Source organism: Ferrovibrio sp., assembly GCF_046297595.1.
Taxonomy (GTDB): Bacteria; Pseudomonadota; Alphaproteobacteria; order Ferrovibrionales; family Ferrovibrionaceae; genus Ferrovibrio.
The window spans coordinates 291888-306231 of the sequence record NZ_JBKBHT010000003.1; the positions used below are offsets into that span (position 1 = coordinate 291888).

At 66.2% G+C, this 14344-nt stretch carries 15 protein-coding genes; 10 read left to right on the plus strand and 5 right to left on the minus strand.

What is annotated here, in order from left to right:
- Positions 1-180 precede the first annotated feature (180 nt).
- Both ACK4FJ_RS10275 and ACK4FJ_RS10280 read right to left on the minus strand, forming a co-directional pair.
- On the minus strand, positions 181-555 hold the full coding sequence (locus tag ACK4FJ_RS10275; protein ID WP_409766047.1) for a response regulator: 375 nt from the start codon (positions 553-555) through the stop codon (positions 181-183).
- Between the two features lie 240 nt (positions 556-795).
- Complete coding sequence (locus tag ACK4FJ_RS10280) at positions 796-1755, minus strand: zinc-ribbon domain-containing protein (RefSeq protein ID WP_409766049.1); 960 nt, start codon at positions 1753-1755, stop codon at positions 796-798.
- A gap of 130 nt (positions 1756-1885) precedes the next feature.
- On the opposite strand from ACK4FJ_RS10280, the gene ftsE reads away from it, so the two are divergent.
- The 6 genes from ftsE to ACK4FJ_RS10310 are packed head-to-tail and all read left to right on the plus strand — an operon-like array spanning position 1886 to position 5962.
- Positions 1886-2554: a cell division ATP-binding protein FtsE gene (ftsE, locus tag ACK4FJ_RS10285; protein ID WP_409766051.1), complete on the plus strand. Its 669-nt coding sequence runs from the start codon at positions 1886-1888 to the stop codon at positions 2552-2554.
- Entirely contained in the window at positions 2551-3438 is an 888-nt protein-coding gene (locus tag ACK4FJ_RS10290; RefSeq protein WP_409766053.1) for a cell division protein FtsX, read from the plus strand. Before ftsE ends, ACK4FJ_RS10290 begins: the two co-directional genes overlap by 4 nt.
- Positions 3439-3445: 7 nt before the next feature.
- A complete protein-coding gene (locus ACK4FJ_RS10295; protein WP_409766055.1) occupies positions 3446-4012 on the plus strand; it encodes a D-glycero-alpha-D-manno-heptose-1,7-bisphosphate 7-phosphatase in 567 nt (188 codons plus the stop codon).
- Complete coding sequence (locus ACK4FJ_RS10300; protein ID WP_409766057.1) at positions 4012-4737, plus strand: YdcF family protein; 726 nt, start codon at positions 4012-4014, stop codon at positions 4735-4737. The genes ACK4FJ_RS10295 and ACK4FJ_RS10300 overlap by 1 nt, the downstream gene beginning before the upstream one ends.
- Complete coding sequence (locus tag ACK4FJ_RS10305) at positions 4734-5462, plus strand: lysophospholipid acyltransferase family protein (RefSeq protein ID WP_409766059.1); 729 nt, start codon at positions 4734-4736, stop codon at positions 5460-5462. The genes ACK4FJ_RS10300 and ACK4FJ_RS10305 overlap by 4 nt, the downstream gene beginning before the upstream one ends.
- Positions 5459-5962, plus strand: coding sequence for a hypothetical protein (locus tag ACK4FJ_RS10310; RefSeq protein WP_409766061.1), 504 nt, complete (start codon positions 5459-5461; stop codon positions 5960-5962). Before ACK4FJ_RS10305 ends, ACK4FJ_RS10310 begins: the two co-directional genes overlap by 4 nt.
- Before the next feature lie 127 nt (positions 5963-6089).
- On the opposite strand, the gene ACK4FJ_RS10315 is transcribed toward ACK4FJ_RS10310, so the two are convergent.
- A complete protein-coding gene (locus ACK4FJ_RS10315) occupies positions 6090-7025 on the minus strand; it encodes a LysR family transcriptional regulator (protein ID WP_409766063.1) in 936 nt (311 codons plus the stop codon).
- Positions 7026-7138: 113 nt separating this feature from the next.
- Here ACK4FJ_RS10315 and ACK4FJ_RS10320 point away from each other — a divergent pair, with 113 nt between their 5' ends.
- The 4 genes from ACK4FJ_RS10320 (at position 7139) to ACK4FJ_RS10335 (ending at position 12692) form a co-directional block, all read left to right on the plus strand.
- On the plus strand, positions 7139-7768 hold the full coding sequence (locus ACK4FJ_RS10320; protein WP_409766065.1) for an NADPH-dependent F420 reductase: 630 nt from the start codon (positions 7139-7141) through the stop codon (positions 7766-7768).
- Positions 7769-8056: 288 nt separating this feature from the next.
- Complete coding sequence (locus tag ACK4FJ_RS10325; RefSeq protein WP_409766067.1) at positions 8057-10432, plus strand: adenosylcobalamin-dependent ribonucleoside-diphosphate reductase; 2376 nt, start codon at positions 8057-8059, stop codon at positions 10430-10432.
- 62 nt (positions 10433-10494) lie between these two features.
- A complete protein-coding gene (locus ACK4FJ_RS10330) occupies positions 10495-11157 on the plus strand; it encodes an HAD-IA family hydrolase (protein ID WP_409766069.1) in 663 nt (220 codons plus the stop codon).
- On the plus strand, positions 11154-12692 hold the full coding sequence (locus ACK4FJ_RS10335; RefSeq protein ID WP_409766071.1) for a class I adenylate-forming enzyme family protein: 1539 nt from the start codon (positions 11154-11156) through the stop codon (positions 12690-12692). The genes ACK4FJ_RS10330 and ACK4FJ_RS10335 overlap by 4 nt, the downstream gene beginning before the upstream one ends.
- 86 nt (positions 12693-12778) lie before the next feature.
- On the opposite strand, the gene ACK4FJ_RS10340 is transcribed toward ACK4FJ_RS10335, so the two are convergent.
- Positions 12779-13402, minus strand: a complete 624-nt coding sequence (locus ACK4FJ_RS10340) for a gamma-glutamylcyclotransferase (protein ID WP_409766073.1) — start codon at positions 13400-13402, stop codon at positions 12779-12781.
- Entirely contained in the window at positions 13402-14307 is a 906-nt protein-coding gene (locus tag ACK4FJ_RS10345; RefSeq protein ID WP_409766076.1) for a DMT family transporter, read from the minus strand. Before ACK4FJ_RS10345 ends, ACK4FJ_RS10340 begins: the two co-directional genes overlap by 1 nt.
- Between the last annotated feature and the right edge of the window lie 37 nt (positions 14308-14344).

Here is a 14344-nt window from a genome sequence, read left to right on the forward strand (position 1 = left end):
TTCCCGCATTACAGAAACCGTCATGCCCGGCCTTGTGCCGGGCATCCACGTTTTCGTTAAAACAACTCGTGGATCCTCGGGCCGTGAAGTTTACCGCCGGGCCGACCCTTGGTCGGACCCGGTGGCCCGAGGATGACGTTTACTTTGGAGGCGCGAGGCTAGCGCGAAAAGGAACGACGCCTAATCCGCGTCGACGCCGGTTTCCAGCGCGGCTTCCACCGCCTGGACGAGGTCGACCATGGTGAAGGGCTTGCGCAGGACGGCATGGGCCAGTTCGCCCAGGCCATGGGCGCGGCGGCGCTCCATCTCGATGCCCGACATCAGCAGCACAATGAGGCGCGGCCAGTCGCGCGCCGCCTTCAGCGTGAGTTCGATGCCATCCATGTTCGGCATCGCGATGTCGGAGAGCAGCAGGTCGAAACTGTCGCGGCTGAGCTTGACCAGAGCCTCGGCGCCATCGGCCGCCGCCACGACGGCATGGCCGCGCGCCTCCAGCGAACGCCGGATGAATTCGCGCACTGCCACATCGTCTTCGGCGACCAAAATCCGCGCCATGGTCCCTCGCCGTGGCTGCCCGTTGCACCGGCGGTTTCTCGCCCGGGGCAGCCCCCTGTTCTGGAACAGCTTGGTCTGGTCCGGCGGCATCATGCCGGCGGCCAGTCATTAACCCTAACACCGATTCGCGGGCGACGGAAACGGGCATTTTAGCGGCGCAAACACAACCGCAGGATTCGAAAAAACTTCAGGAAAACCTGCGATCTGCACGACAGCCGGTTCGGCCGTCTACTGATCTGCTTACTGGGCCGGCTGGCTGGCGAAGGCGACTTCGAGGTCGGTGACCTCGTCGCGCGGGGCGGGCAGCTTGACGTCGAAGCTGAGCTTCTCGTCGGCGGCGATGCTGCCCTGTTCGAGCTGCAGCGTGTAGCTGGCCAGCTCCTGGCCACCGGCGCCGCGCATGGCGACGCGCAAAGCAGGCAGCGGCCGCTCAACCCCGCCGACATTGACCACTTCGCCCGAAACGGCGATGCGGGTCTGGCCGCCATCGAGAATGGTGGCGGATTTCAGGTTGTGCAGTTCCAGCCCGAGCCATTCCGCGGTCTCGACCGGCAGACCCACGGCCTCGTAAAGCTTGGCGAGCGGCGGGTAGAAAGCGATCAGTTCGGCGCGTTTGGTATAGCCGCCATAACCGGCGCCGCCGAGCAAGGCCAGCAGCAGCAGCCAGCCGAGCCAGGCCCAGGAGCGCTGCTTGCGCGGCTTCGACGGCGGGCGCTGCATCCCGGCTTCGGCCAGGCGGGCGCGGCGGCGGTTCAGAACCTCGTCCGGGTCCTCGTCCAGCACCTCGCCCGACGTGGGTTCGTCCAGCGGCGGATGCAGCGGGGGGCGGTCGCGCAGCACCAGGTCGTCGTCCTCGTCATCGTCGAAGCCGGCGATGCGGGGCGGCGGCGGCTCCAGATCGGGCACCGGCGGCAGGGGCGGCGGTTCGGGCGGGGCTACCCGCTCCGGCGGGGGCGGCGCGCCGCCGGGCGGCGGGGGCGGCACCCAGTCGTCGTCATGGGCCGGGGGCTCGGCTTTGGCCGGGGCCGCAGCCTTGGCGGCCGGCGGCGGCGGAACCGGGATTTCGGGCTCGGGTTCGGGCAGCGGGTCCTGGCTCCAGGTCTCGCGGCAGCGTGAACAGCGCACTTTGCGGGGTGCCGGACCAAAGACCGAGGGGTCGACGTGAAACCGCGTGGCGCAGCTTGGGCAGGTGAGGATCATGCCTGTGAACTGCCTGAAGCCAGCCCCTTTTGCGTTTCCGGATGCTTTCCCTTATAGGACGGACGGGGCCGCCGAAGCAAGGCTACTTCCCCGCAAGATATTGGCGCGCAAGGCATTGGGAGATTCGGGCTTGGTGCGTTTCCAGAATGTCGGCATGCGGTACGGACCGGGACCGGAGGTTCTGCGGGATGTCAGCTTCGAGCTGGCGCCGGGCTCCTTCCATTTCCTGGCCGGGCCCAGCGGCGCCGGCAAGACCTCCCTGCTGAAACTGCTCTACCTGGCCCAGCGGCCCTCGCGCGGCCTGATCACCATGTTCGGCCAGGATGTCTCGACCGCCAGCCGGGCCGCCCTGCCCATGCTGCGGCGGCGGATCGGGGTGGTGTTCCAGGAATTCCGCCTGCTGGACCATCTGACGGCGCTGGACAACGTGGCCCTGCCTTTGCGTATCGCCGGCGCCGACGAGAAGCGCACGCGGGATCATGTGATCGAGCTGCTGACCTGGGTTGGCCTGGGCGACCGGCTGGAGGCGCGACCGGCCACGCTGTCGGGTGGCGAGAAGCAGCGCGTGGCGATTGCGCGCGCCGTGATCGCGCGGCCCTCCCTGCTGCTGGCCGACGAGCCGACCGGCAACGTGGATGCCGACATGGCGCAGAGGCTGATGTACCTGTTCGTGGAGCTGAACAAGCTGGGCACCGCCGTGGTGCTGGCGACGCATGATACGCAGCTTCTGCAGCAGTTCCGCTTTCCCGTGATGCGTCTGCGCGGCGGGCAACTCCACATCGAACGGAACGCCGCATGAGCAAGAAGCGCCGCACCGTTTCCGATCTTCAGCTGGAAGCCGATTCCGGCACGCGGTTCCTGCCCTGGGCGCTGGCGGTGATGGTGTTCCTCGCAGCGCTTGCGCTGGCCGGCGCGCTGAGCTTAGGGGGCAGCATCGAGGGCTGGCGGCGTGGCGTGTCGTCGAAGCTGACGGTGCAGATCGCCGACCGGCCGGGCCAGCCGATGCAGCCGCGCGTCGATGCCGCCATCGGCATCCTGCGCGCCGTGCCGGGCGTGCAGAGCGCGCAGGCCCTGCCCCGCGCCGCCGTGGAGGCCCTGCTGCAGCCCTGGCTGGGCCGCGACGCGCTGGAGGCCGACCTGCCCCTGCCTGGCCTGATCGACGTGACGCTGGCCGACAATGCCGCGCTGTCGGTGGACGCCTTGAGCGCGCGCCTGCAAAGCGCCGTACCCGGCGCGCGCATCGACGATCCCAAACCCTGGCTCGACCGCCTGGTGCAGCTGGGCCGCCTGCTGCAGAGTTTAGGCGGCGGCATCGTGCTGCTGGTGGGCCTGGCACTGGCGGCGATGGTGATCTTCGCCACGCGGGCGGGCCTCGCAGCGCGGCGCGACACCATCGAGCTGCTGCACCTGATCGGCGCCGAGGACGGCTATATCGCCAAGCAGTTCCAGCGCCATGTGGCGCGCCAGGCGGTGCAGGGCGGCGTGGCCGGCGTGGTGCTGGCGATCATCATCCTGCTGGCGATCCAGTTCCTGGCCGGCGGCGTGGGCGCGGGCCTGCTGCCCGGCATGGGCATGGCCTGGTGGCACTGGCTGGCTTTGCTGGTGCTGCCGCTGGCCGCCCTGCTACTGGCGATCTTCACCGCGCGGCTGACCGTGCTGGGCGCGCTGCGGGCCATGGTGTGAGGGCGGCATGCTGATCCTGCTCGACCGCGACGGTGTGCTGAACCAGGATTACCCCGACGATTACGTGAAGTCGCCGGCGGAACTGATCCTGCTGCCCGGCGTTGGCGAAGCCATCGCCAAACTGAACGCGCGCGGCTGGCCGGTGGCGCTCTGCACCAACCAGGCCTGCGTGGGCAAGGGCATCATCGACGAGGCGATGCTGGCCCGCATCCATGACGACCTGCGCGACCGCATCGCCCGCGATGCCGGGGCAAGGATCGATGCGATCTTCTTTGCGCCCGATCCACCCTGGGCGGTGACCGACCGGCGCAAGCCCGGCCCCGGCATGCTGCGCGAGGCGATGCGGCAGTTCCGCGTAACGCCCGAGCAGACCGTATTCATCGGCGATGCCGTCACCGACCTGCAGGCGGCGAAAGCTGCCGGCTGCCGCCGCATCCTGGTGCGCACCGGCAAGGGCAAAAAGACCCAGGCCGCCGGCTTGCCAGAGGCCGTGCTGCCGGTGACGATTGCCGAATCGCTGCCCGATGCGGTGGCGCGACTGCTGGACGAACAGACCGAAGCAACAAGACCCTGATGGCCCGTCGCGATTCCGATACGCCCCTCTCCACCCGCCTGTTCCGCTGGCTGGTCGCGCTCTGCGCCATCGCCCTGCTGTGGCTGGGCGGCGGGCTGGCCTATCTGGAACGCGTGGAGACCTTCACCCCGCCCGACAGCGAGGTGCATAGCGATGCCATCGTGGTGCTGACCGGCGGCGCGGTGCGCCTGAGCACGGCTTTGCGCCTGCTGAACGACGGCAAGGCTGAGCGCCTGCTGGTTTCGGGCGTGGCGCCCACCACCACGAAGGCCACGCTGATGCAGGCAGCGATCCCCGCCATGCCGGATTCGGCCCAGGCCTCGAACGACTGGAGCGGCATCGACCTGCAGCTGTTGTTCGACTGCTGCGTGGATCTGGGCTTCGAGGCCGAGGATACGGCGGGCAACGCGGTGGAAGCCGCGAGCTGGGCGCGGGCGCGCGGCTACAAATCCCTGCGCGTGGTGACGGCGAATTACCACATGCCGCGCGCCATGGCGGAATTCCGCCGCCGATTAAGCGACATCACCGTGCTGCCGCATCCGGTGCGTTCGGATGCCATGCGGGTGGAGGACTGGTGGCAGCGCCGCACGGCGACCCTGTTCCTGCTGGGCGAATACACCAAATACGTGGCCGCCCTGCTGCGCGCGCATCTGGACGTGCTGCTGGAGGAGACGGTAGCCGAGAGTACTGCGCGCAAGGCGCCTGACCAGAAAGCTGTCGAATGAGCTGGCTGCGCGGGCTGGTCTTCCAGATCCTGTTCCTGGCCTGGAGCACGCTGGTGGCGCTCTACAGTCTGGTGCCGCTGGCGCTGGGCCGGCGCGAGCATATCTTCGCCATCGGCAAATTCTGGTCGGACAGCATCAACCTGCTGCTGCGCCTGATCACGGGCATCACCTATCGCATCGAGGGCATGGAGACCGTGCCGCCGGGTGCGGTGCTGATCGCCTCCAAACACCAGTCGCTGTGGGATACCGCCATCGTGCTGGCGCTGTTTCGCGGCCCCGCCATCGTGATGAAGCAGGAATTGCTGCGCATTCCGATCTATGGCGCGCTCTGCCGCATCCAGGGCATGATCGCGGTTGACCGCGCCGGCGGCGCCAAGGCGCTTAAATCGATGCTGAAAAGCGCGCGCGACGCCGTGGCCGAGGGCCGCAAGCTGATCATCTTCCCGCAGGGCACGCGCACCCTGCCCGGCCAGAAACACGACTACCAGCCCGGCGTGGTCGCGCTCTATCGCGACCTGAAGATTCCCGTGGTGCCGGTGGCGCTCAATTCCGGCTTCTTCTGGCCCAAGCACGGCCTGAAGCGCCCCTCGGGCACCATCGTGATGCGCTTTTTGCCGGCGATACCAGCGGGACTGGACCGCGAGACATTCATGGCGCGGCTGGAGAGCGAGATCGAAACCGCGCAGGCGGCGCTGGAAGCGGAGACGCGGGCGGGACTGCGATGACCGCCGGAACGACCTGTGCCTTTGCCATCCAGTATGGCCTGGGCGAGCTGCAGTTCGAGATGCCGCTGGCCGAGGCGCTGCTGTTCTCCAACATGGCGAACCGGATGATGGCCAATACCGGCCTGGGCCTTGCCGCATTCCGCCTGCAGATGTGGGACATGCTGGCCAACAGCATCGAGGCCGGCGACCATATGAAAGGCGGCGCGGAGGCCAATGCCGTGGCGATGGGCGCAGTCTGGCTGGCGCTGAACTGCGCGATACATCGCGACCATCCGGAGCGCGACTGCTTCGTGCTGAAGATGGGCGCCCGGCCCGGCGAAATCGGCGTCGAGATCGCCGCCGACAACCCTTACGCCGAGCCGCATGAGGAACGCGGACAGGTTTTCGCGGTCGCCAATGTCACCCGCGCATTGTTTGACGAGGACACAAAACTGTTCCGCGACTGGGCGGCGGGCATTCAGGCCGAGATCGCCGGCGCGGCCAACGATCCGGGGCCGTAAGGGCTGCGCTTGCGCGGGGCCTGCGCATAACCCGGGATAATTTCAAAGCGCGTTCGTGGGGATTGTCAGGATAATCCGGATTTTCCAAGCTTCACGACATCGGTGCCGATGAAGTAGGTCACACAGCCTAGACCGCCGAGAAGCGTTTCGTCAGGTCCTGGCGGCGGAATTGTTCGGTCACGAAATCGACAAAGGCGCGCAGCTTGCCCGGCATCTGATTGCGGCTGGAGAAATACAGCGAGATCGGACCCAGATCGGCATACCAACCGGGCAGCAGGCGCAACAGCCGACCGGCTTCCAGATCGGCCAGTACATTGGGCATCGCCACCATCGCCACGCCCAGTCCCATGCGCGCGGCGCGGCAGATGGCATCGGGATCGTTCAGCGTGATCTGCGGATCGAGCGGCAGGGCCACCTCGCGCCCGCGCGTGTCGCGCAGCATCCAGCTGCGGATGCGGCCGGTCTGCGGCGAGCGCATGGCGATGCAGTCGAATCCGCCCAGGTCTTCCGGCCGTTTCGGCGGTTTGCGACCTTTCATATAGGCAGGCGCGGCCACGGCGACGACATGGGCCCGCGCCAATTCGCGCGCCACCACGCCGGGCGTGAGATCGAAGCCGCCGCCGATGGCGGCATCGTAGCCTTCGGCGATCAGGTCGACATGGCGGTTCTCGAAATGCCAGTCGATCTTCACCTGGGGACAGAGGGCGCGGAAGGCCGGCAGCATGGGCAGGATGTAGTCCATGCCGAACCCGGGCGCGAGGCTGACCTTCAACAACCCGGCGGGGGCGGCATGATCGGCCGATATGCCGTCGATGGCGGCCTGGATACTCGCCAACCCGCCGACGACCGATTGCAGGAAACGTTCGCCCGCCTCGGTGAGCGTGAGCCGCCGCGTGCTGCGCTGGAACAGGCGCACGCCCAGATTAGCTTCCAGCGCGGCGACATTGCGGCTGACCGCCGCCGGCGTCAGCCCCAGCCGGCGGGCGGCGGCGGAAAAACCGCCCAACTCGGCACTTTTGACGAAGGATTCCAGGTTGGCGAGACTTTCCACCGGCTTTGCCATTTTCAATGAATACTTGAAAGTGAAATACCGCATTATCGGCTAATTTGGAATTAATTTCCGACCTAGCTTTGCCCCATCGCACACCCCTCGCGATGATGCAACGGAGCAAAGCCATGAGCAGCAACAGCCACATCACGCCGAACAGCACGATCGGCATCATCGGTGCCGGCAATATCGGCCAGGCCTTCGCCACGCGGCTGGCGGCGGCGAAGATCGACACCATCATCAGCAACAGCCGCGGGCCGGAGACACTGATCGACACGGCCAAGGCGCTGGGCCCGACCGTGCGCGCCGGCAGCGTGCAGGAGGCGGCCCGGGCCGATATTGTGTTCGTGTCGGTCTACTGGCCGCAGCTTGAACGCGCCTTAAACGGTCTGCCTGCCTGGGACGGGCGCATCGTGATCGACGCCAACAATCCGGTGATCCAGCCCGGTTTCCGCATGGCCGAATTGAATGGCCGCATCTCCAGCGAGGTAGTGGCCGACATGCTGCCCGGCGCGCGGCTGGTGAAAGCCTTCAACACATTGCCCACCGCCGTGCTGGCCTCCGATCCGCGCGCAGCCGGCGGCAACCGCGTGGTGTTCCTCTCGGGCGACGATGCCCAGGCCAAGGCTGAGGTGGCAGCGTTGGCCACGCGGTTGGGCTTCGCGCCCGTCGATCTCGGCAGCCTTTCCGCTGGTGGCCGGCTGCAGCAGTTCCCTGGCGGCCCGCTGCCGGGGCTGAATCTGCTGAAGCTGGAATGAGGCTTCGAAAATGGGATCCCGGGTCAAGCCCGGGATGACGCTGGAAGGGCTGTGCATAACCCGGGATAACTTTAAAACGCCTGTGCGTGGATTGCCGGGATAAGCCGGATTTTTCAGGCGTTACAACATATTGTGCCGCCCTGCCCGGTTGATCAATCTGTAGAAACATTAAGGGAACATTACGCTGGACTCTGCCCCCTTGGGCGATAGAGTCAGAAGACTGTGGCAGCGGGCGGTTTTGCCGTCCGCGCCGCCTGTTTGCATTCGTCTCTTTTTCAGGATTCCCGTATGTCGCCCATCGCGCCGATTTCGCAGCAAATCTGGGACATGAAGTACCGGTTCAAGGGACCGGACGGGAATCCGCTCGACCTTTCCATCCCCGACACCTGGCGCCGCATCGCCAAGGCCCTGGCCGTGGCCGAGAAGGATCCGGCGCAGTGGGAGCAGGGCTTCTTCGAGGCGCTGGAGGATTTCCGTTTCCTGCCGGCGGGCCGCATCGTGGCCGGCGCGGGCACCGCGCGCAACGTGACCCTGTTCAACTGCTTCGTCATGGGCACGATCCCCGACGACATGGGCGGCATCTTCGAACACCTGAAGGAAGCCGCGCTGACGATGCAGCAGGGCGGCGGCATCGGTTATGACTTTTCGACGCTCAGGCCGCGCGGCGCGCCGGTGAAGGGCGTGGGCGCCGATGCCTCGGGGCCGCTGTCGTTCATGGATGTGTGGGACGCGATGTGCCGCACCATCATGTCGGCCGGCAGCCGGCGTGGCGCCATGATGGCGACGCTGCGCTGCGACCATCCGGATATCGAGGCCTTCATCGAGGCCAAGCGCGAGCCGGGCCGCCTGCGCATGTTCAACCTTTCGGTGCTGGTGACCGATGCCTTCATGAATGCCGTGAAGCAGAACCTGCCCTGGGAACTGACATTCAACGGCACGGCCTATCGCACCGTGCAGGCCCGCGAGTTGTGGGACAAGATCATGCGGGCGACCTATGCCTATGCCGAGCCCGGCGTGATCTTCATCGACCGCATCAACCGCCGCAACAACCTGGCCTATTGCGAGACCATCGCCGCCACCAATCCCTGCGGCGAACAGCCCCTGCCGCCCTATGGCGCCTGCCTGCTGGGTTCGATCAACCTGGCGCGGCTGGTGAAAAAACCTTTCGAGGCCGGGGCCGAACTGGACCTTACGCTGCTCGACACGCTGGTGCAGCGCGCCGTGCGCATGATGGACAACACCATCGACGTGTCGCGCTTCCCGCTGGAGCAGCAGCAGCACGAGGCCCAGGCCAAGCGCCGCATCGGCCTGGGCATCACCGGCCTGGCCGACGCCCTGATCATGGTGGGCGCGCGCTATGGCTCGGCCGCCTCGATCAGGCTGATCGAGACCTGGATGAAGCGGCTGCAGCGGGTGGCGTATCTGACCTCGGTCGAGCTGGCCAAGGAAAAGGGCGCGTTTCCGCTGTTCGACAGGGATGCCTATCTGGCCGGCGAGAGTATTCGCGAACTGGACGAGGACGTGCGGGCGGCGATCGCGCAGCATGGCATCCGCAACGCTTTGCTGACCTCGATCGCGCCGACCGGCACGATCTCGCTGTTCGCCGACAACATCTCGTCGGGTCTGGAGCCGGTGTTCAGCTTCACATACATGCGCAGCGTGCTGCTGCCCGATGGCAGCCGCCAGCAGGAAGAGGTGAGCGATTACGCCTATCGCCTCTATCGCCAGATCAAGGGCGACAACGCGCCGCTGACCGAGGCTTTCGTGACGGCGCAGGACCTGTCGCCCGCCGACCATGTGCGCGTGCAGGCCGCCGTGCAGAAGTTTATCGACAGCTCGATCTCCAAGACCATCAACGTGCCGGAAGACATCGATTTCGATGCCTTCAAGGACGTCTATGCGATGGCCTACGAGCAGGGCTGCAAGGGCTGCACCACCTATCGCCCGAACGACATCACCGGCTCGGTGCTGACCGTGAAGAAGGACGAGAAGAAGAAGCCGGCTGAAGCCGCGCAGCAGGCCGAACTGCCGCTGGCCCCCGCGGCGCGGCCGGCCGAACTGCGCCCGGTGGAGGCGACGCGCTCGCGCGATCCCGCCGCGCAGTCCTTGTCGGGCAGCGGCGTCGTCTACATGACCAAGCCGCTGGACCGGCCCGAGGCCCTGCCCGGCCGCACCTACAAGATCACATGGCCGGAATCCGAACACGCGATGTACATCACGCTGAACGACATCATCCAAGATGGCCGCGTGCGCCCCTTCGAGGTGTTCATCAACTCCAAGAACACCGAGCATTACGCCTGGACCGTGGCGCTGACCCGCATGATGTCGGCGGTGTTCCGGCGCGGCGGCGACGTGAGTTTCGTGGTCGACGAGTTGAAGGCCGTGTTCGATCCGCGCGGCGGCCACTGGATGGGCGGGCGCTACGTGCCGTCGCTGCTGGCGGCCATCGGCGAGGTGATCGAACGCCACCTGATCGAGATCGGCTTCATGGCCGATCCCAACGCGCAGCGCGAGGAAAAGGCCGTGCTGGCTTTGGCCGCCAATGCGGAAACGCCGAAGCCTTTGTCCGGTTTGCGCCAGTGTCCGAAATGCGGCCAGCCCGGCCTGATCCGTTCCGAGGGTTGCGACACCTGCACCTCCTGCGGCTATAGTAAGTGCGGATAAGGCAGGGCTTTACGCGCGCGTAAGGCGTTGCCGTAAGGGAAACGCACCGCACGCTAAAGCCGATGAGCGCCGAGCCGGGCCAGCCGATCAAAGCCGTCTTATGGGATTTCGGCGGGGTGATCCTCACCTCGCCGTTCGAGGCCTTCCGCCGTTATGAAGAAGCGCGTGGCCTGCCGCGCGATTTCCTGCGCGGGGTGAACGCGATCAATCCCCATGGCAATGCCTGGGCGCGCTTCGAGCGCGGCGAGGTGGATGCCGATACCTTCGGCGAGCTGTTCGCCGCGGAAGCCCGCGCGCTGGGCCACGATGTGCATGGCCGCGAGGTGCTGAAGCTGGTGTCGGGCGAGATCCGGCCGCGCATGGTGGCCGCGCTAAAGACCGTGAAGACGCGCTTCAAGATCGCCTGCCTGACCAACAACATGCCTTTGGGCCATGGCCCGGCCATGGCGGTGAGTCCGGAAAAGGCCGCCGCCGTGGCCGAGGTGATGCGTCTGTTCGACATCGTGGTGGAATCGAGCAAGGTGGGCGTGCGCAAGCCCGAACCCGCCTTCTATCAACGCGCCTGCGACCTGCTGGAAATCGCGCCGCATGAGGCCGTGTTCCTCGACGACCTCGGCATCAACCTGAAACCCGCCGCCGCCATGGGCATGCAGACCATCAAGGTCGAAGACCCGGACAGGGCCCTGGCCGATTTGAGCCGCATCATCGGGATGGAATTCGCATGAGCCGCGCCGACGACATCCTCAATTCCGAATTCGGCACGCTGCCAGCGCTGGTGGCCGCCTATGCGGCCGAGCGGCCGGATCATCCGGCGGTGATCGATCCGGACGGTATGCTCACCTACGGCCAGCTGGATGCCCGCGCGGATCGTGTGGCGGCGGCCCTGCAGCGCGATGGCGCCAAACACAGCGTCAGCATCGTCAGTTATTCCCGCAACGATTACGTCGTGGTCTATGTCGGCGCCCTGCGCGCTGGCCTCGCCGTGGCGCCGCTGGCGCCGTCGTCGCTGCCTGAGCAGATCGTGGCCATGGCCAACGATGCCGATGCCGCGCTGATCTTCCTGGATGGCGACAACGAAACGGCGCTGAACGGCGTGCTGGGCCAGCTGCCGCGCCGCATCCGGCTTGATACGCCGGAATTCGAGTTATGGCTGGCGCCCGAGGGCACGAAGCCACAGCCTGCGACCCTCGCGCCGCAGATGCCGTTCAACATCATCTATTCTTCCGGCACGACCGGCACGCCGAAGGGCATCGTGCAGTCGCATGCCATGCGCTGGCTGCACATGCAGCGCGCCAATCTCTATGGCTACGACCGCGCGGCGATCACGCTGCTGTCAACGCCGCTTTATTCCAACACGACGCTGGTCAGCCTGTTTCCCACTTTGGCCGGCGGCGGCACGGCGATCCTGATGCCGAAATTCGACGTGGTGAAATACCTGGGCCTCGCGCAGAAACACCGCGTGACCCATACCATGCTGGTGCCGGTGCAATACCAGCGCATCATGGCGCATCCCGATTTCGACAAACATGACCTGAGCGCCTTCCGCGCCAAGTTCTGCACCAGCGCGCCGTTCAACGCGGCGCTGAAGGCCGACATCCTGAAACGCTGGCCCGGCAAGCTGATCGAGTATTACGGCATGACCGAAGGCGGCGGCACCTGCATTCTGGTGGCCGACGAATTCCCCACCAAGCTGCATACCGTGGGCCGGCCGGCGGAAGGCCACGACATCCGCCTGATCACCGAAGACGGCAAGCCAGCGCAGCCCGGCGAGGTCGGCGAAATCGTCGGCCATTCCGGCGCCATCATGACCAACTACCACAAGCAGCCGGGCAAGACGGCGGAAGCCGAGTGGTTCGACGAGACCGGCAAGCGCTTCATCCGCACCGGCGACATGGGCCGCTTCGACGAGGACGGTTTCCTGCAACTGATGGACCGCCGCAAGGACATGGTGATCTCGGGCGGCTTCAACGTCTATCCCAGCGATCTGGAAGCCGTGTTGCGCCAGCATCCTTCCGTGTTCGATGTGGCCGTGGTGGGGGTACCGAGCGAACAATGGGGCGAGACGCCGGTGGCGTTTGTGGTGAAGTCTGCGGGCGCGGATATCACGGCCGAGGCCCTGCTGGCCTGGGCCAATGGAAGGCTTGGCAAGATGCAGCGCATATCGGCCATCGAATTCCGCGACATGCTGCCGCGCAGCGCCATCGGCAAGGTGCTGAAGCGCGAATTGCGGGATGAATACAGGGCGCCGGCCAAGGCCTGAAAAATGGGACCCCGGGTCAAGCCCGGGGTGACGATCAATTTTATCGCGTCATCCCGGCCGAGCGAAGCGAGAGCCGGGATCCCATTTCATATCCCCGGGCAGCGTTTTTTCACTTCCGCCAGCAGATGGTGCAGCGGACCGTCGCCGATGCCGAGCTCATCCAGGTGCGCCACGGTGTTGGCCAGATAGACTGCATTGGGCCCGCGCGCGCCGCGGCAGGTGGCAATCGTGTCGATCACCTGCCGTTCGCTTAAATATCCCGCATACTGCTTGTGGTGCGGGTCGGCCACGAAGGCCAGCACCTTCACGCGGCTGCCATCCTCCATCTGCGCCAGGTGGAAACCCGGCCGGTAGACGCCGGTGACCATTTCGCGGCGATACAGATAATCGATCACGGCGGTTTCGTCGCCGCGCTTCACGCGAAACGCCTTGCCGGTGCAGGAGCCGCCGGGCATCAGGCCGAGCACCAGGCCGGGCCGTTCCGGCGTGCCGCGATAACGGTGCGACCAGACGCAGAAGCCGCGATGGAAACCCCAGAGCCGCGCCATCATCTGTCTGGTGAAGGGGAAACCCGGATCCCACATCAGCGAGCCGTAGCCGAACACCCAGAGCGGCTGGCCCTTCTCGGGCGCGATCTGGGGAAAGGGCGGCGCGGCTTCGCCGGGCAACGGTTCTTCGTGGTCGAAGGGGATATGCTTGCGCTTCGGCATCAGCGTTTCGGCGCGATGTTGACCAAAGCCACGCCGACCATGGTGGCGGCCATGCCGGCCAGCGCCAGCAGACTGAGCTGCTCGCCGAACAGGAAATACGCCACCAGGGCCGTGCAGGGCGGCACCAGGAAGAACAGGCTGGAGACTTTTGCCGCCGCGCCCCGTCTGATGAGTATGAACAGGAGCGTTATAGCCCCAAGCGACAGCACGATGCAGAGCCAGCCGAGCGCGAAGATGAATTCGCCGCTCCACTGCACCTGCCGCGTCTCGTACAGCAAAGCGAAAGGCACCAGGGCGACCGTGGTGGCGGCAAACTGGATCGCCGTGCCCGAGCGCAGGTCGATCTGGGGGCAGAATTTCTTCTGATACAGCGTGCCGATGGTGATGCCGATGAGCGCGATGCCCGAGAGCGCGTAACCCCAGGTCGTGCCAATGCCGATATCCAGCTTGGTCCAGACCACCAGCACCACGCCGCCCAGGCCCAGCGCGAGGCCGAGCCATTGCCGCATGGTGACGCGTTCGCCCAGGACGGGGCCAGCAGCGGCGGCCACCAGCAGCGGCTGGATGCCCACGATCAGCGCCGAGATGCCGGCCGGCACGCCATGGAAGATCGAAGCGAAAACGCCGCCGAGATAGACGCCGTGCAGCAGCAGGCCGGCAATGGCGATATGGCCGGCCATGCGCCAGTCCTGCGGCCAGGGCGCGGCGGTGAAAGCCGCGAACAGGCAGAGCAGCACGGTGACGATGGCGAAACGCAGCACCAGGAAGGTCATCGGCTCGGCATAGGGCAGGCCGAGCTTGGCACCGATGAAACCGGTGGACCACAGCAGCACGAACAGGCCCGGCATGGCGGCGATGGCCCAGGTCTGCAGCAGTGCTGGCTTTGTGGCAGAGGAAACGGACATAACGGCGGGAGGCGGCGGATTGTTCATGGCACTATCG